The following is a 24,019-nucleotide window of genomic DNA, read 5'->3' as shown; positions in this document are numbered from 1 at the left end:
GAAAGGGGCTATACGCTTCTTTTTTTAAGAAGTTAATGAACCGGATTGCAGGCGATACATGAGTTCATACTTGCCGCCAAGTGCAACAAGTTCATCATGGCTGCCTTGTTCAACAATTTCACCACGATCCAATACTAAAATTTTATCTGCATTTTTAATAGTGGAAAGTCGGTGGGCAATAATAAACGTTGTACGACCTTTTTTCAGTACATCCATTGCATGTTGGATAATTTCCTCTGTTTCCGAGTCAATATTTGATGTCGCCTCATCCAAAATAAGGATAGCCGGATCAAATGCAAGCGCACGCGCAAACGAAATTAACTGGCGCTGACCGGATGAAAGGGTACTTCCTTTTTCGATTACAGGCTCATCAATTCCTTTTTCGAATTTTGATAAAACACGTTCGCCTCCGACTGCTTCAAGCGCTTTTTCAACGGTTTCTCTTGAAATTCGCTTATCATTGAGGCTAACATTCGAAGCAATCGTTCCAGTGAACAAATACGGATCCTGCAATACGATTCCCATATGCTCACGAATCGCTTGGCGCGGAAGCTTCGTAATATCTTTCCCGTCAATGATAATACGGCCTTTTTGCGGATCATAGAAGCGGAATAGTAAATTCATAATCGAACTTTTCCCCGATCCTGTATGGCCGACAAGTGCAATTGTTTCGCCTTCTTTTGCTTCAAAGTGAATATTTTTCAATACATATTCATCATTTTTATAGGCGAATGATACATGATCGAACACAACATTCCCTTTATAACGTTCAATTCGTTCTGTACTTACAGATTCCCCTTGCTGATCGAGCAGTTCAAATACACGTGACCCTGCTACAAGAGATCGTTCAAGCTGGGAGAACTGGTTGACTAAGTTCGTAATCGGATTGAACAGGCGCGTAATATAATCAACAAACGCATATAGCGTACCGGCTGTTACAGCTTCAGGTAATGTCATGGATTGGGTGCCGAAGTAATAAACGAAAACGGCAAACATTCCAAGACGTAAAATATTGACAAGGTTATGTGATGTCGCGGAGTCCAGCAATAAAAGCTTACGATTGTATTTGTAATGTTCATCATTCATCTCGTCGAATTCCTGCTTCATCTGTTCTTCACGGCGGAATGCCTGAATAATCGTCATCCCATTAATTGATTCATTGATCATTGCATTAATATCCGCAATTTTTGTTCGAATAATATGGTTGTACTGTGAAGCGAATTTTCGATATAAAATCATCCAAATATAAACAATCGGAATGAGTAATAGAGCGAAAAGTGCCATTTTCCAATTTAAAATAAATAAAGCTATATATACCCCTGCAATGGTAATAAAGCTGTTCGCAAATTGCGAAAGTACAGTTACATACAGATTGCGTATTGCCTCTGTATCATTTGTGACACGGGCAACGACTTTACCGGCCGGCAAGTTATCGAAGTATTCAATTGGCAGCTTTTGAATATGTCCGAATACATCTTTTCGTAACTGCTGAATAACAAAGTTTGCACCGCGTTGTAAAAAGATGAACATTAAATAACGGAACACAGCAGTCAGCACAGATAACAAGAAGAAGATCGACAGCAGTATTGCGATTGGTTCAACTTGCAGATTCCCTGGTTCCATGTAATGGTCGATAATATATTTTGCGATGAACGGTCCTGCAATATCAGTTGCGACCGCAATTGTTAATAAAGCTAACCCGATTAAAATCGGTTTTTTAAATTTTAAAGCATACAGGTACAGTCGTTTAGATGTACTCATTGCTCCACCTCCTCAAGCTGCTGGCGGTCAAATTGCTCTTTGTACCAACCACCTAAGCGTAGGAGCTCTTCATGTGTACCTCGTTCAACGATATAACCATCATCCAGCACGATAATTTCATCCGCGTGCTGAATACCTGACAGGCGGTGAGTTGAAATGATCGTCGTTTTTCCAGCGCGCTCTGTTTGTATATTTTCAATAATTTTTGATTCTGTTTTCGCATCGACAGCAGATAAAGAATCGTCCAAAATTAAAATTTCCGGATCTTTAATCAATGCACGTGCAATTGATACACGTTGTTTTTGGCCACCTGATAAAGATACGCCTTTTTCACCGACAAGTGTTTCAATGCCAAGCGGTAAATTTGATAAATCCTTTTCAAAGTCTGCCAGTCGAATAGCTTCTTCGATTTCACCGTCCGTAGCATTTTCTTTTCCGAATAAAATGTTTTCACGAATTGTACGGGAAAATAGTACATGGTCCTGTGGCACATAGCCGATCCAGTCCAATATTTGTTCTTTTGTCATTTGTGCCAAGTCCGTATCATTAATGGCAATTTGCCCATTGCCTAACGGATATTCTCGCAACAGCTGACGAATAAATGTTGTCTTACCTGCACCTGTTTTCCCGACAATACCAAGAGTTTGCCCTTTTTTCAGGTTCAGTGAAATTTGCTGCAAGTTTTTCACCTGAGATAGAGGGTACTGGAATGTAAACTCAGAAAACCCGATAGAATTCGGTACATGATGCGTCATTGGTGAAGGAGGATTTTGTACATCCGCTTCATATTCCAATGTATCCTGTACACGGTCTAGCGAAGCACTTCCTTGCTGCATGACGTTAATAAGCTCGCCAATTGCAAACATTGGCCAAATTGCCAACCCTAAATATACGTTAAATGAAACGAGCTGGCCGACCGTTAGTTCAGAATTTGAAACAAGAACAGCACCGTAACCTAATGCGATGACATAACAAATACCAGTTCCAATTTTCGTAATTGGCATAAAGAGTCCGTTAATATAAGCGACGCGCATGTTTTTAGCAAAAATGTTCTCGCTCATTTCCGAGAAGCGTTCTTCATCCTTCTTTTCTTGAACATATGCGCGGATTACACGAGTTCCCGCAACAGATTCCAGAACATTGTCATTCATCTCACCGAATGCATCCTGTGCTGTCATATAGCGTTCATGAACAATTTTCCCTAAATATTGAATGATTATAGCCATGATTGGAATTGGGAGCATCGCAAAAAATGTCAGCTTCCAAGAGATGAAAAAGCCCATTGCTAAAATAATCAGCGCCATATAAACCGTCGAATCAATGAGGGTCATAATACCGAAGCCGGCAGTTAATGTAACTGCATTTAAATCGTTTGTAGCTTTGGCCATTAAGTCACCAGTACGGTTTTTTTCATAAAACGTCGGGGTCATCTTTAAAAATTGATGCATCAGTTTTTTTCGCAAAATACGGTCAAGCGTAATGGAACCTCCAAATAACTGATATTGCCATATGAAGTTTAAAGCATAGCTCACGATGGCAGCGCCAATAACGAAGCCTACATACTTCATCAGCTGCATCTGATTCATATCTCCATTTGTCATGTCATCAATGGCTTCTCCTAAAATCCATGGAGGCAAAACTTCGATAAAGCTCGCCAGCATAAGGAGTACAATCGCAATTGTATACTGCTTACGATACATTTTTAAAAACCATTTTAATTTCACAAATACATTAAACATTACATATACCCTCTTTCTTCAATGTTGATCGTGTTGCTACCCGTCATCATATCGATCCATTTTTAATAGTTTTCGTTGCAAAAAGATAGTCATATAAGGCCCTCCTAAAATTTTGTTACACTAAAATGCACGATACATTTCTTAAGGCGTATTTAAACGTCGGCACAATGTAAACAAAAAAGACACCTATTCCGATTTTTCGAAAAGGTGTCAAAACGAAAAAGGGCACAGGGGAATCCACACCTGTGCCTTTTATTTACATGTACGTGCAAAATTAAAACAAAAGTTCAGGTTAGGGCAATATGAAATTGTCGCTGTTGAAATGTGTACATTCACAATTGATGTGTTCATATCCCTTAACTCCTTTCCTCGTTTTAATTTATTTAGTGTTCCTTAATATTAGTGGAGGCAATTATTGTTGTCAATATTTTTTGAAAACATTTTATTTTCAGTGTTGTAATTTATTGGTTTTCTTATAATTTAATAGGCCTAGTCATTTTTCGGTATAAAAGGTCCACAGAAAAAAGCCACCGGAAGTTTGAAAATTGTTTGTTAATTCTGTATCTTGAAAGTAATACATCAAAAGGAGTGAGGCAACGATGAAGAAATTGTTACTAGTCATGCTATTTACGCTTGTGCTCGCAGCATGCGGGACAAAAGAGACGAGTGATGATGTAAATAATGTCCCGGGAAATAATTCAGATAATGTGACACAGGGTAGCTCTGAAGTGAAAGAGGAAAAGATTACATTATATAAATCAGATGAAAATGCTGAAAATACCGTTCCATTTGATGAAAATTATGATAGCGGTGAAGAAGAACTAGTACCGTTTATTTACTCAAAAGTAAATGAACATGATGTAGAGCTGCTGGATTATACGATGGAAAACGAAGATAAAAGCTTATTGCTTAATTTAGGTGATGATATTTATACAATTCAAGGGTCTGCAGGTGCCAATATGTTTGTTGAAACGTTAGCGCGTTCTTATTTTGAGAACTTACCTGAATTGCAGGATATAACGTTTCTTTATAAAGGATCGGATGAACCAGTGCTAGATCATATGAATATAGGACTACCATATAAACGACAAGATTTTGATATGTAGACGGGGGATAGCTGAAGATGAAGCAACTATGGACTAATGGCACGATATATACGATGGAACAAGAAGGTGCGACCGTGCAGGCAGTGCTTGTACATGATGGTAAAATCGTGGAGACAGGGGCTTTCGACGATTTACTAGTAGATGCAGATGAAGTTATCGACTTGCAGGGCGCAGTTATGTACCCTGGCTTTGTAGATAGTCATCTCCATATGATTGGACACGGTGAAAAGTTGATGCGTCTTGATTTGACAGTAGCAACAAGTGGGGTAGAGCTTGTACAGCTGGTTAAAAATGCGGCAGACCAACTTCAGGATGGGCAGTGGCTCATTGGGGACGGTTGGAATGAAAATCAATTTACAGATGGCCGTATTCCAACAAAAGAAGAATTAGATGCTGTCACGAATACCCCGTTGTTCCTTAACCGTGTGTGTCACCATGTTGCTTTAGTTAATTCATCTGCACTCCATTTGGCGGGGGTTACAATAAATACTGAAGATCCAGCAGGCGGAAAGATTGGTCGTCATGAAAACGGTGAGCTAAACGGATTGTTGTACGAACAGGCAACGAATCTAGTATCTTCACTATTCAAACAAGAGGGGGAAAGCTATATTGAAAGCTTGGCGCAGTCCTTGCAGCTGGCTATTGAACATATGCAATCCTATGGTTTAACTGGCGGACATACTGAAGAAATGAGTTATTATGGTCATTATATGAATCCATTAACTGCCTATCATCGCGTTGTTGGTGAACGGAAGCATTTCCGCGTCAATTTATTACGTCATCATGCAGTATTTGAGGAAATGATCAAGAATAATGCGCAATTTAATGAGCCATATATCGAACCAGGTGCGATGAAAATTTTCGCAGATGGGTCATTAGGCGGATCTACTGCAGCACTATTGGCTCCCTATGCAAATGATGAACATAATAAAGGGATGCTCATTCATACGGATGCTCAAATGGAAGCACTCATTCAGTTAGCGCGAAAATATAATGAAGCGGTAGCCATTCATATAATCGGTGATGGTGCAATGGAACAGGTGCTTCAGTATCTAGAAAAATATCCTGTAGCTGACGGGAAGCGTGATCGCCTGATCCATTGCTGCGTCGTATCAGAAGAACAGCTTTCCCGAATGAAGAAGCTGCAGGTTATATTGGATTTGCAGCCGGCCTTTGTTACATCAGACTATCCATGGGTAACGGAGAAGCTTGGTGAAAACCGTGCCGGTCGTCATTATGCTTGGAAAACGTTTATAGATGAGGGATTCATATGTGCGGCAGGTACCGATGCGCCGATTGAAGCGATGAGTCCATTTGAAACAATCTATGCGGCAGTCGAGCGAAAGAAGCCAAAAGATACACATGAAGGTTATAACCGTGAGCAAAAAGTTTCCCGTTATGAGGCAGTGAAAATGTACACGGTTGGAAGTGCCGAGGCAATTTGTAAAGAAGACGAACGTGGCTATATCCGAAAAGGATATGATGCGGATTTTACAATACTCGATACGGATTTAATGAACTGTAGCGCTGAAGAAATTCTACAGGCGAATGCATTATTGACCGTTGTTGATGGAACAATTGTATATAAAAATGAATAGTAGAGTGAAAGAACCGCATACTTTTATGTGGTTCTTTTATCATTAAAATAATTGTAAAGAATGGTGGGAGTTGTGATGGAGCTAATCCAAAATATATTACCTCCGATTGTGGATGGAAAAACAAAAGTGCTTATTCTTGGCTCAATGCCAGGAAAGCAGTCACTGGAAAAACAGCAATACTACGGCAACCGACGGAATCATTTTTGGCCGATTATAGGAAAGCTTCTAGCAACCGATATTCCGGAAGACTATAACGAAAGAATTGCACTTCTTCGTAAACATCGTATAGGGCTATGGGATTCAATTGAAAGCTGTGAACGCGAAGGCAGCCTTGATGCAACAATAAAAAATGAGGTACCGAATAACTTTTCAGAGCTTTTTAAAAAATACCCGCAAATACAGCTTGTGCTATTTAATGGCGGGAAAAGCTTCGATGTTTTTAAAAGAGATATAGGTCTCGAAGTATTGGACGGTCGAGCGTACAAAAAGATGCCATCAACAAGTCCGATTCCAGGGAAGAATATTAAAACCTTTGATGAAAAAGTAGAAATATGGAGCATCGTGCTAGATTTTTTATCATAATCAAAAATCTTAACGGTTGATTGATAGCGCAATGCCATCTTATTCGGTATGATAAAAACAAATCGTAGTAAAGGGGAATAATTTATGTATCGTGTAGCTGAAGATTTTGTAAAAGATTGGGCGATTTCATCAAAGGGTGCATTGAAAGTAATGCAAGCTATTCCGGATGACAAAATGCATATTGCCATCGTAGATGAGCACAATTCATTAGGATGGTTATCATGGCATTTAGTGAGTGTAGCAGGCGCATTCGGCCATTTTGCGGGATTGCAAATTCCGGGCCCAGGTCCTGATATGCCACAGCCAGAAACAATGGCTGGAATTACAGAGAAGTATGAAATGGTGCGCGAAGCGTATAAAAAAGAAGCGGCAGCATTAACAGAGGAACAGCTTTTAGAAGAAGTACCTGCTTTTGGGGGAATGATGAAGCGCGGTGAATTACTCAGCAAAGTAATCTCACACCAAACACATCATATTGGCCAAATGACAGTATTACTTCGCCAAGCAGGCTTAGCAGTGCCTCCAGTAATGGGACCTACAAAAGAAATGCAATAAGAACTCAGCCCCGAATATATTTTGGGGCTTTTTAAATGAAAAAAGATGCCCAAGTATACGTTGGACATCCAGTAAATTCATTTCAGGAAGAAATCATAGCTATTTTTTGCAAGTAATGTAATTGTGACGATGATGAAAAGGACACGCACATAGCCGCTTCCACGCTTAATTGCAAACCGTGAACCGACAATCGCTCCGACAATCTGAGCGGCCCCCATTATCAAACCGTATGTATAATTAATCTGCCCTAAATAGATAAACATTAAAAGCGCCCCGATATTACTCCCAAAGTTAAGGAGTTTTGCATTACCGGCTGCCTTTAAAAAATCATAGCCGACCATCAGAAATGCAAAAATCAGGAATGACCCAGTACCAGGGCCTAAAAATCCATCATAAAAACCAATCAGTGAAATCACTAAGAAAAATAAAATATACTTTTTCGTTGAAAGTGATTTGACCGCCGAAATACTGCCCCAATCTTTTTTGAAAATTGTATAGACAGCTACAGCTGCCAGCATAATCAGCATTAAAGGTTTCAATAAGTTTGGATCAAGTAAATGGACAATCCAAGCCCCGATCATCGAGCTAATAAAAACCCATGGGAAATACTTCATGACAGATTTAATATCCAGCTTTCCAGACCGATAAAATGTAATAGTACTCGTTAAGGATCCCATTGTCCCGGCGAGTTTGTTTGTTGCAACAGCTGCAGAGGGACTTAGCCCTGCAAACATTAATGCAGGCAGTGAAATAAGGCCACCGCCTCCCACAACAGAATCGATAAATGCTGCTAAAAAACCAAAACAAATTAAAATAATAACTAGTTGTGGGTCTAACTCAAATCCCATAAAAGAACCCTTCTTTCTTCAAATAGAGCAATACACTCATGCTATCGAAAATCAGGAGTAGTGTAAATAGTTAAAATTATGATTCGATTATGATAAGGTAATATATTAGTATAATGGAAACGGAGTACACAAATGAAGGATTATCAATTTTTATTGTTTGACTTAGATGATACATTACTGGATTTTAAAGCTGCAGAAAGATTAGCTTTGCCGAAATTATTTGAAGCACATCAGCTACCATTAACACCTCAAATCGAAGCTGTTTACCGAGAGATTAATACCGGTTTATGGCGCTCGCTTGAGGAAGGTTTGATTACTCGTGACTTTTTAATGGAAACCCGATTCGGAAAGACATTCAAGCATTTTGGCGTTGAAGTGGATGGCAGGGTATTGGACGCTGAATACCGTGGCTATTTAGCAGAAAGTAAAGTGTTTGTTGAAGGTGCACTGGAGCTGATTCGAACATTGGCACCTGACTATGAACTGTACATTACATCGAATGGATTGGCGGAGACACAGATAAAACGCCTCCAAGTAACAGGGTTGGCACCTTATTTTAAGCAAGTTTTCGTTTCGGAAAATACTGGCTATCAAAAACCGATGAAGCCATTTTTTGATTATGTGTTTGAACGGATTCCGAATTTCGATCCGAACAAGGCGATGATTATTGGGGATTCCTACAGTGCAGATATTATCGGCGGTGCAAATGCCGGAATCGATACATGCTGGCTTAACCCGTTGAATGCAGTACCATCAACAATTCACCCAACTTATGAAATACAAAAGCTGGCTCAGCTTTTACCGGTTATAAACAGTAATAAAGCCATCACCCAACAGCCTTTAGGAATTTAGTGAAGGTATTTAGTGTTATATAAAATGAAATGCGATGATGCAGGCAAGGAGTGAGCGCAATGACCCTATTTATACTGGTCGTTCTAATTGCGATTATAGGTTACTTTATATTTAAATTATATAGTCATGACAATACAACATTTTATCAATTGACCGGCTATTCGTATTTTGACGTCCTTATGAACAAAAGTGTCCGAACATCCTATCAGCTTATAAAGGAACTGGAGCATGTTCAAGGTACAAAAAAAGTAATGGTGAATCTACAGCTTCCTGTTCACAATGAAGTTCAAACAATTGATGCTCTTTTACTTCATGAATCAGGGATTTATGTAATGAATATGAAAAAGAAATCAGGCTGGATTAACGGACGGGAACAGAGCATCGAATGGATTGAGTTATTACATAAAAATCAAAAACAAGTATTTAATAATCCAATCCATGAAACAAAACGTTTAATCCATACATTAAAAGACCAGTTGCCGGAAGTAGATGGTATGCTTTTTGAAACAATGGTAGTTTTTGCGAACGATTGTTCATTCCAGCAGATTGAAATTCAATCTTCCAATGTTGAAGTGCTGAAAATTGCGGAATTAAAAAAATGGGCTACAACAATTGAAGGGAAACGTTTATCAGATACAGAAATTGAAAACTTGTACGCAACATTAGAAACCTTTATGCATGGTAAAAATCCGACAATACGTTCAAAAACTGTTACAGCCACAAATTAATAAGGAAGAGAGCAGAGTAGTTTTTTCTACTTTGCTTTTTTATGTGGAAAATTTATAAAAAAATCCAAATTTTTATCAACTTTTTGCTCTCTTCATACGTCTAATAAATATAAGAGGAAAGGAGGGTAGTAGAATGGGCAAAAAAATAACCGTGCTCAGCATATTATGTGGAATATTAACAGTTGTCGGATTCCGTCTATGGGTCGATACACCGCCAACTTATGCAAGTAATAAAACGGTCACGGTAAGTGCTACTTATAATGAGCCGTCCGCTTCCAATGATTATATAAACAAGTCGTCCGGCAGCTTAAATAAAATGATGCCGTATTATATGAATGACGGAGGGTCACCGGGCAGAAATTGTACAACATACATAAAGGTTGAAAATATATTGGATAATAAGGAGGCCGATGTTGTACAAGAAAGTGACCAGCAGCAAAAACAGGCAGAACAGCAGGCCAGTCATAAAAGAATTGCTCTCACGTTCGATGACGGTCCCCATAAAAATGTGACCAATCAAATTTTAATGACCTTGCAAAAGTATGAAGTGAAAGCAACATTTTTTGTAATCGGTCAAAATGCTGCAAAGTATCCAGATGTCGTGAAAAAAGCGGATGCTTTCGGTCATGAAATTGCCAATCATACGTGGAGCCACAAAAATTTAACGAAGCTAAACGTACAACAAATGCAGGCAGAAATTGACCGGGCAAACGAGGCAATTTGTAATGCAACAGGAAAGACGCCTACGATGTATCGTCCACCGTTTGGAGCATTGGATGAAAAAGTACGGGAGTCGATTGATTTAACGCCAGTGCTGTGGAATATCGATACACTTGATTGGCAGCATAAAACACCTAAAAAGACATTGGCGAATTTAAAGGCACAAGCAAAGGACAATGGCATTATTTTGATGCATGATATTCACCAGCAATCCGCAGACGCATTAGAGGATGTCATATTGTATTTAAAAGAAGAAGGCTATGAATTTGTGACAACGAGCCAACTATTATAGATTGAAAGTATTTGAAGGGAGTAGTGACCACTATTTCCTTTTTTTATTTGAATGAGTTTATGGTACGATACTAGCGAACACATATGAAGGAGGATCCATCATGGGTCTATTATCAAAACGAGCGTTAAGTATTCAGCAGTTTCAATTCAATAGCCAACTTTTTGCATGTCCTATTTGTAAACAGGAAATAGAGATAAGTAATGAAGGAAAAATGAGCTGTCTATCAAATCATACATTCGATGTGGCAAAACAAGGCTATGTTTATATGTTAAACCGTCCTGTCCACTCAATGTATGGAAAAGAATTATTCGATTCTCGCCATACTGTCATTCAAGCAGGTATCTATGATCGATTACAAGCAGCAATTGCCCGGGAAATCACTGTAGATCAACCGATAATTTTAGATACAGGTTGTGGCGAGGGGTCTCATTTACATCGTATTTGCCAACAGCTTGATCGCCCAGTTGGTGTAGGAATCGATATTTCAAAAGAAGGGATAATTGCAGCGGCAAAGTATAATCCCGAAGAGCTTTGGTGTGTCGGTGATTTAGCGAATAGCCCGTTCAACGAGCAATCTTTTGATGCGATTTTAAATATCTTATCTCCAGCAAATTACGATGAATTTAAACGTCTGTTAAAGCGAGGCGGTAAAGTAATTAAAGTCGTGCCACAGGAAAATTACCTAAAAGAACTGCGTAAACAGGCGTTTGCAGATTCGGAAAAGGAAAGCTATACAAATTCCCAAACTGTAGAGCGATTTAAAGCAAGCTTTGCAAATACAGAAGTAAAAAGAATTACGTATACAGTACCGCTTGAATCCCATTTAGTACAAAATCTACTTGAAATGACACCGATGGGCTGGCATATTGACGATAAAGAAAGTATTCAATTACAGGAAATTACAATTGATTTAGATCTATTAATTGGAATGGAGTGATCGTAGATGAAGAAAATCTTAGTATTAGGCGGGACCCGGTTTTTTGGCCGTAAATTAGTGGAACTTTTATTGGAGCAAAAGCATGAAGTAACAATTGTCACGCGCGGAATGTCGGAAAATCCATTTGGCGATGCAGTAGAGCATATTAAAGTGGATCGAAAAGATACGGCAGCTTTTGAGAAAGCATTGGAAAACCGTACATTTGATATTGTTTATGATAATATTTGTTATTCGCCAAACGAAGCAAAACAGCTGTGCGATCTGTTCAATGGGAAAATCGGCAAGCTTGTTTTCACATCTACATTAGCTGTATATGAAGCAGATGGCAAGCCGCATTCTGAAGAAGATTTCGATCCGACTTCATATGGCATCATCATGGGAGATACACATAAATTTACGTACGGTGAAGGAAAGCGTCTGGCAGAGGCGGTATTTTATAAATTTGCCGAGTTTCCTGTAGTTGCAGTTCGTTTCCCAATCGTCATGGGAGAAGATGATTATACGCGCCGTTTGCATTTCCATATTGAGCGCATAATTAATAAGGAACCAATCGGATTTTTAAATATGGATGCAGAAATGTCCTTCATTCAGGCAACAGAAGCTGCCCTTTTTTTACAGTGGGCAGGTAATGATCATGTTGTGGAAGGACCGATTAATGCGACAGCAAATGGGGTCATTTCTTTAAAAGACTTCATTTCTCTTATTGAAGAAAAGTCAGGCGAACGTGCTAAAATAGCATTGCTTGGGACAGAGGAAATCCGTTCACCATACGCCATTCCAGCCACATGGTATATGAAAATTGACAAGGCGGAGCAATTAGGATTTTCGTTCAGTCAGCTTGAAGAGTGGCTGCCTCCATTAATCGAGCAAATTGCGGGAACTACGGCAAAACAGTAGTCATTGAATGAAGGTAGTACTTTCAATTAAAATGAAGTGAGATTAACGATAAGGTAGGAATGAAACGTGTATAAATTTATTGCAAGAGTTGTATATGGAATATTAGGGGTTAACGGGTCCAAGGCAAAGGTATATGGAAAAGAAAATATACCGAAAGAAGGCGGCTTTGTCGTTGCCTGTACTCATAATGGCTATATCGATATTTTGAACCTGGGGATATCGATGCTGCCAAAAGAAGTACATTTTATGGCTAAGAAACAACTGTTTGATGTAAAAGGGTTAGGCTGGCTAATTACGAGATTGAATGCATTCCCGGTGGATCGTGACAATCCGGGACCAAGTGTTATTAAAATCCCTCGTCAGCTTATCAAAGAAGGAAAAGTAGTCGGAATCTTCCCGAGTGGAACGAGAAGCTCGGAAAACTCGGAATTAAAAGCCGGTGCAGTGACGATTGCCCAGTTGGCGAAGTCAGAAATTTTGCCGGCTGCTTATATCGGTCCGAAAGATGCGAAAGGTGTATTCAAACGTCAAAAAGGCTATTTAATTTACGGTAAGCCATTTACGGTTGGCGCAGGAAAAGAAGGCCGTGAACAATCCGTTCAATTTTTGGAAGATGAGCTGAACCGATTAACAGAGCATTTGAAAGAAATGCACCCAGAAGTAAAATAACAGAAGCTGCGCGGAAACTTTCGTGCGGCTTCTTTATTAGGAGTGGAAAAGAGATGAAGCAAGTACTATTCGTATGTTTGGGCAATATTTGCCGTTCTCCTATGGCAGAAGCTGTTATGCGTGATTTAATCGCTAAACGCGGTTTAACGGATAAAATTACAGTCGACTCAGCAGGCACGAGCAATTACCATATTGGGGAACCCCCGCATAAAGGGACAACGGCGAAATTACAGGAATACGGAATTATGACAACCGGTATGCTTGCAAGACAGTTACGCACTTCCGATTTAGACAGCTTTGACTATATTGTCTGTATGGATGAAAGCAACGTGAAAAATACGATTGAAATGCTGCGTGCAGAAGCAGATGCAAAAGTGTTCCGTTTCCTTGATTTGACGACACATCAAAAAGATGTTCCCGATCCTTGGTATACGGGAGATTTCCAGGAAACGTACGACCTATGTTTAGAAGGCTGCGAGGCATTGATGGAAAAAATTGAAGCGGATTTATAAGGAAAAGCGAAGTGGGCATCATCCGCTTCGTTTTTTATTATTCTTTGGTTGGTTAACTAATGTTATTTTCTACTGTCTGTTATAAGAAGCACAGTTAAGGGTAATTATATGGCAAAGTATGTAAAGATTCATATGGAGGGAATAGCTATGGATGTGAAAGGAAGACGAAAAAGCAGTAATGTGGAAGATCGTCGGGGGATGAGTGCCGGGAAAATCGGCGGAGGTCTTGGCGGAGTCGGGATAATTATTGCCATTATTTTCACATTACTTAATGGCGGAGATGCAGGGGATGTTGTTTCGGAAGTATCAAAGAGCATTACACAAAACGGTGCATCTTCTGAAAACTATGAACCGACCGCTGAAGAAGAGGAACTTGCGGAATTCGTTTCTGTAGTACTCGCGGATACAGAAGATATATGGCAACAATTGTTTACTGATAATGGGATGACTTACGAAAACCCGACGCTCGTATTATTTACGGATAGTGTAAGCTCTGGGTGCGGGATGCAAAGTGCTGCGGTTGGACCATTTTACTGTCCGGCAGATTATAAGCTATATATTGACTTAAGTTTCTACAAAGAATTAAGAAACCGGTTTGATGCACCGGGTGATTTTGCGATGGCTTATGTAGTTGCACATGAAGTTGGTCACCATGTCCAAACATTATTGGGCACATCCGAACAAGTACACGCGCTAAACGGAAAAGTATCACAAGCCAAGTACAATGAAGCCGTGAAACGTCTGGAACTTCAGGCGGATTATTATTCAGGTGTATGGGCACACCATGTTCAGGACAAGGGCTATTTGGAAGAAGGCGACTTTGAAGAGGCGTTAACGGCAGCAAATGCCATTGGCGACGATACATTACAGATGGAAGCGCAAGGATATGTTGTCCCGGAAAGCTTTACACATGGTACAAGCGAGCAGCGGATGCGCTGGTTCAAAAAAGGCTATAATGCCGGTACACTTCAAGGCGGGGATACATTTAGCTTAGAGGCTTCCCAATTATAAACGTGACCTATAGCATAGAAAAAATGCTATAGGTTTTAACATTTTTTTATGCAGAGTAATTTAAAATTATTTCAAGTTTATGTATAATAAATAAGTTAAATATATTTTTTCGTTTTTAAATAACGTTACTAATAGAGTATGAAAGAGAGTGAACAAAATGGGTCGTAAGTGGAATAACATTAAAGATAAAAAGGCTGGGAAAGACGCAGCAAATAGCCGTATTTACGCTAAATTCGGTCGTGAAATTTACGTAGCAGCAAAATCAGGTGAACCAAACCCGGAATCTAACCGTGCACTGAAAACGGTTTTAGAACGTGCAAAAACTTATTCTGTACCAAAACATATTATTGAAAAAGCAATCGACAAAGCAAAAGGTGGCGGCGATGAGCAATTCGATGAGTTACGCTATGAAGGTTTCGGTGTCGCTGGTACAATGGTAATCGTTGATGCATTAACAAACAACGTAAACCGTACAGCTTCTGAAGTACGTGCAGCATTCGGTAAGAATGGCGGTAACATGGGCGTATCTGGTTCAGCGGCGCATATGTTCCAAAATACAGCTGTATTCGGAATTGAAGATAAATCAGAAGATGAGATTCTTGAAATTTTAATGGAAGCGGATTTAGATATGCGTGACATTATGGATGAAGAAGGCACAATTATCGTTTATGTTGAGCCGGAACAATTCCATGCTACACAAGAAGCATTTAAGGGTGCAGGCATTGAAGAATTTACTGTAGCAGAGTTAACGATGCTGCCAATGACAGATGTTGCTTTAACTGGTGATGATTTAGTGAAATTCGAAAAAATGATTGATGCATTGGAAGATTTGGAAGACGTGCAACGCGTGTACCACAATGCTGATTTAGGAGAATAAAAAATGTAAGCCCAAAGATGATTCTTTGGGCTTTTTTTGTGCTTTCATCAATTCTGGAAACTAACGGGAAATTGATAGTTCTATTTTCTTATTATTCATTAATAACATATAGTATTCATTAAAAGACATTGCTTTTAATTAATCTTTAATTCAAAATAAATTTAACAATTAAATATTATATTAGGAGATTAAATAGGCTATGAAAAGAATGGATAAATTAGGTAGTAGAATCATATTGATGATTGGCATTATTTTCACCGTTATTTTACTATTAACAGTTATTATGCTTCAGTTTAATTCAGCACGTTCAGTTCAGTCATCAGTGAAGGAACGTACGATAGAAGTAGCTAGTAATATTGTAAATTACATAGATGTACAAAAGTATGAGCAGCTTATTGAAGAACCAGAAGAAAATGCAACATATTGGGCATTACGTGAACAGTTGAATGAATTACGCGAATACAATGGTGTCATGTATGCCTATACCTATTTTGTACCAGAAGAAAATGGGGAAGTTACATTTTTAGTTGATGGCATGCCGGCAGATGATACTGAAAATGCCGGGAAGCTGGGTGACGCATCGGGTTCTACAAAGTACGAGCATATTGAGCGCGTTATCGAAGACGGCCAATTTGCATCAGACCTTTTAAGCAGTGATTTTGGTGAATATATTACCGGTATTGTTCCGATTAAAAATGATGCAGGGAAAACGATTGCCTATTTAGGTGTTGATATCGATGCATCGTATGTTTCATCGTTAACAAAAAATGTAGCAAAAGAGATTGTCCCAATTATTGCGCTCATTTTCATTATTATTTTTATAGTAGCTTTAATCGGTATTTATACTTATATCCGTCGAGCGTTATCGCCATTACAAACATTAAATAAAGCAGCAGAAAATCTAGCTTCAGGTGATATTGTTGAATCACAGGCTATGTTGGATAAGCTGAATTTTAAAACGAATAATGAAATTACAGCATTCGCAAAAAACTTCCAAAGCTCGCTTGTCGAGTTATCAGTCACATTCCAAGTATTGAAGGAACGTACAGATGGGCTGGGAGAAGTAGTCGATCTAATCGAAACATCTACGGAACGTGTGAACACATCAAATGAAAAAATGGTGGAAAATATCGCCACGATATCACACAGCGGGACATTACAGCAAGTAAGCAATAATGAAGTAAATGCTGCGATGAATGAAATGGCAATCGGCATTCAGAAACTGGCCGATACATTTAATGAGATTGCTGAGATTTCTTCCGATATGACGAGCCTTGTTGAAGATGGTGCACAAAGTTCCGGTAAGGTAGTTGGCCAGATTCAAGGGGTAGAAAAATCGGTAGAAAATACGGCTAAGCTAGTAAAAGAAATGGGAGAAAACTTCCACTCAATTAAAGAAATGGTAACAGTCATTACGAATATTTCGGATCAGACGAATTTACTGGCGCTTAATGCAGCAATTGAAGCAGCACGTGCCGGAGAGGCAGGAAAAGGATTTGCGGTTGTAGCTGATGAAGTGAAGAAGCTGGCTGAAATGTCCCGTACATCTGCGGAGGAAATTTCGGGTCATCTCCAAAAATTCTCGCATATTACGGATCGATTACTAGTTGAGATTGATATGACAACAACAGATGTTAAAGAAGGAACGATGGCAGTAGGTGAAATTGGTCAACGCTTAGATCAAATTTTAAATTCTGTATTGAATGTCAATAATCGAATTCAGGACGATTCAGCAGTTGTTGAGCAAATGTCAGCAGGTGCAGAACAAATTTTAGCTTCGACTGAAGAAATGAGTCGTTTAGTAAATGATACATCCGACTATGCAAAACATTTGGCTCTTGCTTCTGATGAACAAACACTCGTAGTCGATGATTTAACAAAAGCGGTTGAAGAATTGGATAACCATTCACAACAAGTTGTATTGGAAATGAATAAGTTCAAAATATAATGACTGGCATAAGCAGCTGAGACCTTTTCTCGGCTGCTTATTTTTTATGTCTATTAGCCTAAAATAAAGCTAGATAAATATTCTGAAAATAATTGCAATTTATGCCATAATCATAAATAATAAAAGAGGGAATTTCGAATTCCGAATGAAGTGAACAGATGGGGTGAATGAGTTTGGTAACATTTAAAGACTTTGATTATAAACGACCGGATTTAGAACAAATGAAAGAACAGACAGCAGCATTATTAGAGGAATTTAAAGCTGCAACTACTGTAGATGAACAAAGCGAAGTTATTGAAAAATTAAATGCGATTCGCAACACATTTTCTACAATGGCTAATATCGTCTATGTACGTGCATCAATTGATACAAACGATGAGTATTACCAAAAAGAGCGTGACCATTTCGATGAAGTAAGCCCAATGGCAGATGAGCTTGTATTTAATTACTATACGGAACTAGTAAAATCGCCATTCCGTGCTCAACTGGAAGAAAAATGGGGTACGCAACTATTTGCATTAGCTGAGAACTTATTAAAAGGTTTCTCGCCTGCAGTAATCGAGCTTATGCAAAAGGAAAACAGATTAACGTCTGAATACAGCAAGCTAGTTGCTTCTGCTCAAATTGAATTTGATGGCAAAACTTTGACATTGGCACAGCTTGGGCCATATGCAGAATCTACAGAGCGTGATGTTCGTAAAGCAGCACGTGAAGCGAGTGCAGATTTCTATGCTTCAAACAAAGAAAAGTTCAATCAGATTTATGATGATTTAGTGAAGCTTCGCCATGAAATTGCGACAAAATTAGGCTTCAAAAACTATGTAGAACTTGGCTATGTCAATATGAACCGTGTTGACTACAATGCAGAGATGGTTGCCAAATTCCGCGAGCAAGTGCGTGAAAGTATCGTACCGCTTGCAACAAAACTGTATGAGCGCCAAGCAGAACGCATCGGTGTGGAAGACTTTAAATTCTATGATGAAGGCTTAACATTCTTAACAGGAAATGCCGTACCTCAAGGTGACCCGCAATGGATTATCGATAACGGTAAAAAAATGTACGAAGAACTATCTAAGGAAACAGGCGAGTTCTTCAACTATATGATCGAGCATGACCTGATGGATTTAGTTGCGAAAAAAGGTAAGGAAAGCGGAGGATACTGTACGTTTATCGAAGACTACGAATCACCGTACATCTTCTCGAACTTTAACGGCACATCCGGAGATATTGATGTACTGACACATGAGGCAGGACATGCATTCCAAGTGTATTCAAGCCGAAATATTGGAATTCCGGAATACTTATGGCCGACATATGAATCAGCAGAAATTCATTCTATGAGTATGGAATTCTTTACATGGCCTTGGATGGAGCTATTCTTCAAGCACCAAACAGATAAGTATAAATTCTCGCATTTAAGCAGCGGGTTACTATTCTTACCATACGGTGTAGCAGTAGATGAATTCCAGCATGTCGTGTATGAAAATCCACAAATGACACCAGCAGAGCGCAATGCTGCATGGAAAGAAATCGAAGCGAAGTATTTACCGCATCGCGATTATGACGGTCATGACTATTTAGAATCAGGAGCTTTTTGGCAACGACAAGGTCATATTTATTCAAGCCCATTCTATTATATTGACTACACGTTAGCGCAAATTTGTGCATTCCAGTTTTGGAAACGTTCACGCGAAGACTTTGATGGTGCTTGGAAAGACTATCTGCATTTATGCAGTCTTGGCGGGTCATTTGCTTTCACAAAACTTGTTGAAGAAGCGGGCTTAATCTCGCCATTTGACGAAGGCTGTGTGGAGTCGGTTGTAGGTACAATCGAAGACTATTTAAATTCAATTGACGATAAAAGGCTATAAAAGTTAAGAGGTTTGTTCCGCAAAGACTCCTTTGCGGAAGAAACCTTTTTTATTTTTTGTATTTTATGAACCTTTATGGCATGCTAAAACGTACATAGTTATAGTAAAAATATAAAGTAAAAGAAAGTTTGGGAAAGAGAGTGAGCCGATGACAAGAAAACTGTGGTTCCAAGTTGGCGTAGGTATTTTATTAACATTATTAATTATTAAATACTTTATTGAAATTCATTCGATATTTAATCCGATTATCATCATTTTTACGACAATACTTGTACCGTTATTACTCGGTGGGGTGCTCTATTATATTTCAGAGCCGTTACAGCGTATATTGGAAAAACGGGGAATGCCGAGATGGGGTAGTTTAATAACGATTGTTCTTATAATTGCGGGTTTATTCGCAAGTTTTTTGATTTTGGTTGGTACTCCAATTGCAAACCAAGTAAACAGACTTGTTGAAAATGCACCGACGATCGCTAAGGATATTGAAGAAGCAGCTGATTTTATTTTAGATAATAAGGAAAATATTCCGATGTTACCTCCGCAAGTAGAAGAGTTTATAGCATCTGTAACCAATTCGATACAAGACATTGCTGTCGCAAGTAGTAAATATCTTGTTTCTTTCTTAAGTGGGGCGGTAACCGTCACATTAACATTAGTATTAGCACCATTTTTCTTCATTTTCATGTTGAAAGACCATGAAAAATTCGCTCCTCAGATTTATGGTATCTTTTCTGGGGAACGCCGCACATGGGTGAAAAAAACATTAGAAGAAATTGATAACGTATTAAGAAGCTATGTACAAGGACAAGTATTGGTCAGCTTTTTACTCGCAATCATGATGTATATTGGCTATTTAATCATTGGTTTGGAATATTCATTATTACTTGCCTTATTTGCATTTTTTATGAATATGATTCCATTTATCGGTCCGTGGCTTTCCCTTGTACCGGCAGTGATTGTAGCACTTCTGAATAATCCGTTTGACGTTATTTGGGTTGGTGTTGTAACGCTTGTCGCACAGCAAGTAGAAAGTAACTTAATCACACCAAATGTTATGGGACGATCTTTGGATATTCACCCGTTGACAGTCATTTCAATCGTATTGGCAGCAGGTAATATTGCCGGGTTTATCGGAATTCTGATTGCGATCCCTACGTACTGTGTCATTAAAGTAATCGTTCAAAATATTTATGAAGAACGAAAACAGATTAAAGAGACTGCCAATAAGACGATATAACCTAGTTTATATGGCTAAGTTGCGGAGCATATGTGATAAGCATATGCTTCGCTTTTTAATTTTCGCCGGACACTGTATACTTAATAATTGAAAAGACATTTAAAAGGAGCAGACAATGCTAACATTTGAACAAAAACAAGAAATTATCGAATCATTTCCTCAGTTGACTAAAAAGGAAATTTCATTAAAACGTGTGAACTACCACTTTGAAGAAAGTCTTTACGAAAAATCGATTGTTGTAGAAAAGTTGCATCCAAACGGCAATGGCTTTGTTTTCGTAGGCGACTTATTGAAATATGAAAAAGAAGCTGGCGATAACGGGCTTGTTAATATTCGCGACTATAGTGAAGAAGCGTTACGTGAAATAGTGCGCGACTCGATTAACTATTTATCTGAGGAAGAAGAAGAGATTTTACCGATTGTCGAGACATGGACATCGCGTGAAGGAACAAAACTAGAGCTGGAGTTTAATGATCGTTCTTGGAATATTTACCATCAAGGAAATTTAGAGGAATCTTTCGGTACGCGTGAAGACGCTGTCGCTTATTTACGTGAGGAAGGTTTCCGACTTTCAAAATAGATAAGTGAGGGAATTGAAGAATGACACAACAGAATTCATCGAAAGAAATGTCCGGAAATAAAATGGTCAAAATTATCGTCGGTACAATTTTAGTAGCATCCATTGTGATTGTCATTGCAATTCAAGCATTTTACATGTTGTGGGAACCTAAAGACCCGAAACAAATCGAGTTGAACAAAAGTGAAGAGTCGAGCAATGTAAGTTCAGTTATGCTTCCGTTTGAGGAGCAGCTGTATTTAGGTTAGGCAGATTGCTTCAATTTCTAAAATCCTTTTCGTCGGTATAGCGGCGGGGGGATTTTTTTGTTTGAGGTGCGGGGCGGTGGTGTTGGTTTTCTAATAAAGGCAACGGAAGTATTAATATCCACACTATTTCTTCTAATATCTTCACCAATTGTTCTAATAAACTCAAACCCGGTTAGCCGGCCCCCTATAAATAAAAGAAAAGTCACCAGTTTCACCCAGTCTTCTAATAAAAGCAACGGAATTTTTAATTCCCCCGACAAATGTTCTAATAACAGAAACAAAAAAAGCCGCCCAGCCCACTTACAACAGGCCGGACGACTATTTATTAACATTATCTCGTATTCTTCTTAAACGGCAGCCACCAGTTCCAGTCGCCAAACAGTTTCATGAAGCTTGGGACAAGCATCAGGCGGATGACTGTTGCGTCAATAGCAATAGCGATCGCAATACCGACTCCGATTTGCTTCACGGGCATGACATCCGTAAATGCGAATGCTCCTGTAATGACAATCATAATAAGCGCTGCCGATGTAATGATTTTACTTGTCGAGACAAGTCCATCGACCGTTGCCTTCGTATTAGTTGCCCCTTTTAAATATTCTTCCTGAATACGGGAAATTAAAAATACTTCATAGTCCATACTTAAGCCGAACACTAAGCAGAAGGTCAACACCGGAATAATCAATACAATTGTCGTTGCTTCCAAACCGAAATGGCCATATTGGAAAATGTATACAAGAATACCGAATGTCGCACCTAAGCCAAGGATATTCATTAAGATTGCTTTCAACGGAATTAAAATCGAACGGAATGCAATCATTAAAATGAAGAAGGTAGATACAATGATAATCGCAATGGCAATAAGTACTTTGCCGGCAATCTCATCAAAGATTTCCTGATTGAATTTCGCTTGACCGGACAAAGCGAAATCGACGCCTAAGTCTTTTTCACTCCAGTCGCGTACAAAATCCTGAGCTTCAAATGAAGAACCTTCAGCATTTAAATAAGCGACCATATACATTTTGTCTTCCTGAATAAAGTTTTCCGCCACTTCATCCAGTGCACCGGGAGCTTGTGGGTTGCTGTTCGCCATTTCCCACATTTCAACGGACTCAATATTGGCTACAGTAAACATCGATGTTACACGACCGACAAGAGGGTCATCCAACAGCTGCTGCTGAATATCGAATATTTTTTCGCGTCCTTCTTTCGTATCCCAAGCAGCGGCATCTTCATTTTCTGCCAGAAGGAATACCGGTGTATTATCGGCAAGCCCAAACTGTTCATCGAGCGTATCAAAGGTTTGGCGCGATTCATATGATTCCGGCAATGATTCCGTAGAAGGGATCGTTAACTCGATATCTTTGATCGGCACCATTGCAACACATAACAGAATGATGGCCACAACAATAATTGTGACAGGTCGTTTCATGACAAAGGCGGCGAACTTCTGCCAACGAGAGGCAGTCGCTTTTATTCGGAAAACACGGCCTTTATTTAAACGGTCACCAAGAAGCATCAATGTTGCCGGTAAAAGTGTAATACCAGTTAAGACAGCCAGCAACACGACAATTGATCCGCCAAGCGCGATGTTCATGAAAATTTCCACATCAATGACGATCATTGCACCAAGACCAATCATGACACAAAGCGCTGAGAAGATAATCGATCGTCCTGCTGTTTGGATAGCAATTTGAACTGACTGCTCAATGGATTGTGTGTTGCGTTCTTCACGGTAACGGTTAATAAGCAGCAAAGCAAAATCAATACTTAAAGCTAACCCGAGCATTGGGACGATATTTAAAACGAAAATCGATAAGTTCACACTATCGCCTAAAAGAGCCAATAGACCAAGTGTGATGACAACCGTGGCACCGCCAACTAAAATAGGCAGTAAAGAAGCTACAATCGTACCGAATGCTAACAATAAAACGATTAAAGCAATCGGAAGACCAATCGTTTCAGCTTTAATTAAATCATTTTGACTTGCTACATTAATATCCTTTGAAATAACCGGTTCACCTGTAATGGAAATACCGTTAACTTCGCCGAGCTTTTCACGCAACTCGTCAATAATAGGGAAGTAATCATCTACCGAATTATCAAACTCCAGCATTCCATAGGCATAGCCGTCTTTATTTAATTCTTCGACACCTACAGGAGATGTTATTGTTTGAATTTCTTCAATTGTTTCTAATCTTTCAAGGGCAGACGAAATTTCCTCATCTGTTTTATTTTCAAACAGCACAAAAATCGTTTTTGCGGGTAAATTGAATGTATCCGATAACTCGTGCGTTACATACGAGTGGTCGCCATCATAGAAAAACCCATCCCCTTGCAGTTTAGAAGGGAGTTGAAGCGCAAAAAATGCTAGAACAACTAAAATTGCACACCATAGTAGAACGATCGGTTTTGCAAATTTTGTAATGAATGCTGCGAACTGTTTCATAAATT

At 39.1% G+C, this 24,019-nt stretch carries 22 protein-coding genes; 18 read left to right on the top strand and 4 right to left on the bottom strand.

What is annotated here, in order from left to right; genetic code table 11:
- Positions 1–24: 24 nt before the first annotated feature.
- Positions 25–1,761 carry an ABC transporter ATP-binding protein gene (locus ACQKN3_RS18565; protein ID WP_251691188.1) on the bottom strand — a complete coding sequence of 579 codons (1,737 nt, stop codon included), beginning with the start codon at positions 1,759–1,761 and terminating at the stop codon, positions 25–27.
- Positions 1,758–3,500 carry an ABC transporter ATP-binding protein gene (locus ACQKN3_RS18560; RefSeq protein WP_427713893.1) on the bottom strand — a complete coding sequence of 581 codons (1,743 nt, stop codon included), beginning with the start codon at positions 3,498–3,500 and terminating at the stop codon, positions 1,758–1,760. Before ACQKN3_RS18560 ends, ACQKN3_RS18565 begins: the two co-directional genes overlap by 4 nt.
- A gap of 599 nt (positions 3,501–4,099) precedes the next feature.
- Between ACQKN3_RS18560 and ACQKN3_RS18555 the strand changes: the two genes are divergently transcribed.
- The 4 genes from ACQKN3_RS18555 to ACQKN3_RS18540 all read left to right on the top strand — a co-directional run bounded on the left by ACQKN3_RS18555 (position 4,100) and on the right by ACQKN3_RS18540 (position 7,341).
- The gene (locus ACQKN3_RS18555; protein ID WP_251691191.1) at positions 4,100–4,606 is read left to right on the top strand and encodes a fructose-2,6-bisphosphatase; all 507 of its coding nucleotides are present in this window, start codon (positions 4,100–4,102) and stop codon (positions 4,604–4,606) included.
- Between the two features lie 17 nt (positions 4,607–4,623).
- Positions 4,624–6,204 (top strand): amidohydrolase, encoded by a 1,581-nt coding sequence (locus ACQKN3_RS18550; RefSeq protein ID WP_427713890.1) that lies wholly within the window; start codon positions 4,624–4,626, stop codon positions 6,202–6,204.
- A 75-nt stretch (positions 6,205–6,279) separates the two neighbouring features.
- Positions 6,280–6,786 (top strand): DNA-deoxyinosine glycosylase, encoded by a 507-nt coding sequence (locus ACQKN3_RS18545; RefSeq protein ID WP_427713887.1) that lies wholly within the window; start codon positions 6,280–6,282, stop codon positions 6,784–6,786.
- Positions 6,787–6,870: 84 nt separating this feature from the next.
- Positions 6,871–7,341: a DinB family protein gene (locus ACQKN3_RS18540; RefSeq protein WP_427713884.1), complete on the top strand. Its 471-nt coding sequence runs from the start codon at positions 6,871–6,873 to the stop codon at positions 7,339–7,341.
- 77 nt (positions 7,342–7,418) lie between these two features.
- Here the strand turns inward: ACQKN3_RS18540 and ACQKN3_RS18535 are convergent, their stop codons facing one another.
- On the bottom strand, positions 7,419–8,189 hold the full coding sequence (locus tag ACQKN3_RS18535; RefSeq protein ID WP_251691199.1) for a TSUP family transporter: 771 nt from the start codon (positions 8,187–8,189) through the stop codon (positions 7,419–7,421).
- 132 nt (positions 8,190–8,321) lie between these two features.
- Here ACQKN3_RS18535 and ACQKN3_RS18530 point away from each other — a divergent pair, with 132 nt between their 5' ends.
- The 14 genes from ACQKN3_RS18530 to ACQKN3_RS18465 all read left to right on the top strand — a co-directional run bounded on the left by ACQKN3_RS18530 (position 8,322) and on the right by ACQKN3_RS18465 (position 21,565).
- A complete protein-coding gene (locus ACQKN3_RS18530) occupies positions 8,322–9,041 on the top strand; it encodes a YjjG family noncanonical pyrimidine nucleotidase (protein WP_427713882.1) in 720 nt (239 codons plus the stop codon).
- A gap of 59 nt (positions 9,042–9,100) precedes the next feature.
- Positions 9,101–9,769, top strand: coding sequence for a nuclease-related domain-containing protein (locus ACQKN3_RS18525; protein ID WP_427713879.1), 669 nt, complete (start codon positions 9,101–9,103; stop codon positions 9,767–9,769).
- A 133-nt stretch (positions 9,770–9,902) separates the two neighbouring features.
- The gene (locus tag ACQKN3_RS18520) at positions 9,903–10,781 is read left to right on the top strand and encodes a polysaccharide deacetylase family protein (protein ID WP_427713877.1); all 879 of its coding nucleotides are present in this window, start codon (positions 9,903–9,905) and stop codon (positions 10,779–10,781) included.
- Positions 10,782–10,881: 100 nt separating this feature from the next.
- Positions 10,882–11,718, top strand: coding sequence for a putative RNA methyltransferase (locus tag ACQKN3_RS18515; protein ID WP_427713875.1), 837 nt, complete (start codon positions 10,882–10,884; stop codon positions 11,716–11,718).
- A gap of 6 nt (positions 11,719–11,724) precedes the next feature.
- Positions 11,725–12,615, top strand: coding sequence for an NAD-dependent epimerase/dehydratase family protein (locus ACQKN3_RS18510; protein ID WP_427713872.1), 891 nt, complete (start codon positions 11,725–11,727; stop codon positions 12,613–12,615).
- 66 nt (positions 12,616–12,681) lie between these two features.
- Complete coding sequence (locus ACQKN3_RS18505) at positions 12,682–13,284, top strand: lysophospholipid acyltransferase family protein (RefSeq protein ID WP_251691210.1); 603 nt, start codon at positions 12,682–12,684, stop codon at positions 13,282–13,284.
- A gap of 53 nt (positions 13,285–13,337) precedes the next feature.
- Positions 13,338–13,796, top strand: coding sequence for a low molecular weight protein-tyrosine-phosphatase (locus ACQKN3_RS18500; RefSeq protein WP_251691212.1), 459 nt, complete (start codon positions 13,338–13,340; stop codon positions 13,794–13,796).
- Between the two features lie 147 nt (positions 13,797–13,943).
- Positions 13,944–14,807 carry a KPN_02809 family neutral zinc metallopeptidase gene (gene ypfJ, locus ACQKN3_RS18495; protein WP_427713869.1) on the top strand — a complete coding sequence of 288 codons (864 nt, stop codon included), beginning with the start codon at positions 13,944–13,946 and terminating at the stop codon, positions 14,805–14,807.
- Positions 14,808–14,964: 157 nt separating this feature from the next.
- Entirely contained in the window at positions 14,965–15,684 is a 720-nt protein-coding gene (locus tag ACQKN3_RS18490) for a YebC/PmpR family DNA-binding transcriptional regulator (protein ID WP_251691214.1), read from the top strand.
- 199 nt (positions 15,685–15,883) lie between these two features.
- Entirely contained in the window at positions 15,884–17,632 is a 1,749-nt protein-coding gene (locus tag ACQKN3_RS18485) for a methyl-accepting chemotaxis protein (RefSeq protein ID WP_427713865.1), read from the top strand.
- Between the two features lie 167 nt (positions 17,633–17,799).
- On the top strand, positions 17,800–19,503 hold the full coding sequence (locus tag ACQKN3_RS18480) for a M3 family oligoendopeptidase (RefSeq protein WP_427713863.1): 1,704 nt from the start codon (positions 17,800–17,802) through the stop codon (positions 19,501–19,503).
- 148 nt (positions 19,504–19,651) lie between these two features.
- Positions 19,652–20,740 carry an AI-2E family transporter gene (locus tag ACQKN3_RS18475; RefSeq protein ID WP_014822503.1) on the top strand — a complete coding sequence of 363 codons (1,089 nt, stop codon included), beginning with the start codon at positions 19,652–19,654 and terminating at the stop codon, positions 20,738–20,740.
- Between the two features lie 115 nt (positions 20,741–20,855).
- Positions 20,856–21,320, top strand: coding sequence for a hypothetical protein (locus ACQKN3_RS18470; protein ID WP_251691219.1), 465 nt, complete (start codon positions 20,856–20,858; stop codon positions 21,318–21,320).
- A gap of 20 nt (positions 21,321–21,340) precedes the next feature.
- On the top strand, positions 21,341–21,565 hold the full coding sequence (locus tag ACQKN3_RS18465; protein ID WP_251691221.1) for a hypothetical protein: 225 nt from the start codon (positions 21,341–21,343) through the stop codon (positions 21,563–21,565).
- 331 nt (positions 21,566–21,896) lie between these two features.
- Here ACQKN3_RS18465 and ACQKN3_RS18460 read toward each other — a convergent pair whose 3' ends face one another.
- Positions 21,897–24,014, bottom strand: coding sequence for an MMPL family transporter (locus tag ACQKN3_RS18460; RefSeq protein WP_251691223.1), 2,118 nt, complete (start codon positions 24,012–24,014; stop codon positions 21,897–21,899).
- Positions 24,015–24,019 lie beyond the last annotated feature (5 nt).

The organism is Solibacillus sp. NPDC093137 (assembly GCF_050280445.1).
In the GTDB taxonomy this organism is placed as follows: Bacteria; Bacillota; Bacilli; order Bacillales_A; family Planococcaceae; genus Solibacillus; species Solibacillus isronensis_B.
Note: the sequence above shows the minus strand (reverse complement) of the source record. Positions and strands in the feature narration are given on the sequence as shown.

Excerpts from the sequence above, each read along its gene's own strand:
- ACQKN3_RS18555 (WP_251691191.1), top strand. The coding sequence starts at position 4,100 with ATGAAGAAATTGTTACTAGTCATGCTATTTACGCTTGTGCTCGCAGCA.
- ACQKN3_RS18485 (WP_427713865.1), top strand. The coding sequence starts at position 15,884 with ATGAAAAGAATGGATAAATTAGGTAGTAGAATCATATTGATGATTGGC.
- ACQKN3_RS18530 (WP_427713882.1), top strand. The coding sequence starts at position 8,322 with ATGAAGGATTATCAATTTTTATTGTTTGACTTAGATGATACATTACTG.
- ACQKN3_RS18535 (WP_251691199.1), bottom strand. The coding sequence starts at position 8,189 with ATGGGATTTGAGTTAGACCCACAACTAGTTATTATTTTAATTTGTTTT.
- ACQKN3_RS18515 (WP_427713875.1), top strand. The coding sequence starts at position 10,882 with ATGGGTCTATTATCAAAACGAGCGTTAAGTATTCAGCAGTTTCAATTC.
- ACQKN3_RS18475 (WP_014822503.1), top strand. The coding sequence starts at position 19,652 with ATGACAAGAAAACTGTGGTTCCAAGTTGGCGTAGGTATTTTATTAACA.
- ACQKN3_RS18465 (WP_251691221.1), top strand. The coding sequence starts at position 21,341 with ATGACACAACAGAATTCATCGAAAGAAATGTCCGGAAATAAAATGGTC.
- ACQKN3_RS18470 (WP_251691219.1), top strand. The coding sequence starts at position 20,856 with ATGCTAACATTTGAACAAAAACAAGAAATTATCGAATCATTTCCTCAG.
- ypfJ (WP_427713869.1), top strand. The coding sequence starts at position 13,944 with ATGGATGTGAAAGGAAGACGAAAAAGCAGTAATGTGGAAGATCGTCGG.
- ACQKN3_RS18490 (WP_251691214.1), top strand. The coding sequence starts at position 14,965 with ATGGGTCGTAAGTGGAATAACATTAAAGATAAAAAGGCTGGGAAAGAC.
- ACQKN3_RS18540 (WP_427713884.1), top strand. The coding sequence starts at position 6,871 with ATGTATCGTGTAGCTGAAGATTTTGTAAAAGATTGGGCGATTTCATCA.
- ACQKN3_RS18560 (WP_427713893.1), bottom strand. The coding sequence starts at position 3,500 with ATGTTTAATGTATTTGTGAAATTAAAATGGTTTTTAAAAATGTATCGT.
- ACQKN3_RS18545 (WP_427713887.1), top strand. The coding sequence starts at position 6,280 with ATGGAGCTAATCCAAAATATATTACCTCCGATTGTGGATGGAAAAACA.
- ACQKN3_RS18500 (WP_251691212.1), top strand. The coding sequence starts at position 13,338 with ATGAAGCAAGTACTATTCGTATGTTTGGGCAATATTTGCCGTTCTCCT.
- ACQKN3_RS18520 (WP_427713877.1), top strand. The coding sequence starts at position 9,903 with ATGGGCAAAAAAATAACCGTGCTCAGCATATTATGTGGAATATTAACA.
- ACQKN3_RS18460 (WP_251691223.1), bottom strand. The coding sequence starts at position 24,014 with ATGAAACAGTTCGCAGCATTCATTACAAAATTTGCAAAACCGATCGTT.
- ACQKN3_RS18525 (WP_427713879.1), top strand. The coding sequence starts at position 9,101 with ATGACCCTATTTATACTGGTCGTTCTAATTGCGATTATAGGTTACTTT.
- ACQKN3_RS18510 (WP_427713872.1), top strand. The coding sequence starts at position 11,725 with ATGAAGAAAATCTTAGTATTAGGCGGGACCCGGTTTTTTGGCCGTAAA.
- ACQKN3_RS18550 (WP_427713890.1), top strand. The coding sequence starts at position 4,624 with ATGAAGCAACTATGGACTAATGGCACGATATATACGATGGAACAAGAA.
- ACQKN3_RS18480 (WP_427713863.1), top strand. The coding sequence starts at position 17,800 with ATGAGTTTGGTAACATTTAAAGACTTTGATTATAAACGACCGGATTTA.
- ACQKN3_RS18565 (WP_251691188.1), bottom strand. The coding sequence starts at position 1,761 with ATGAGTACATCTAAACGACTGTACCTGTATGCTTTAAAATTTAAAAAA.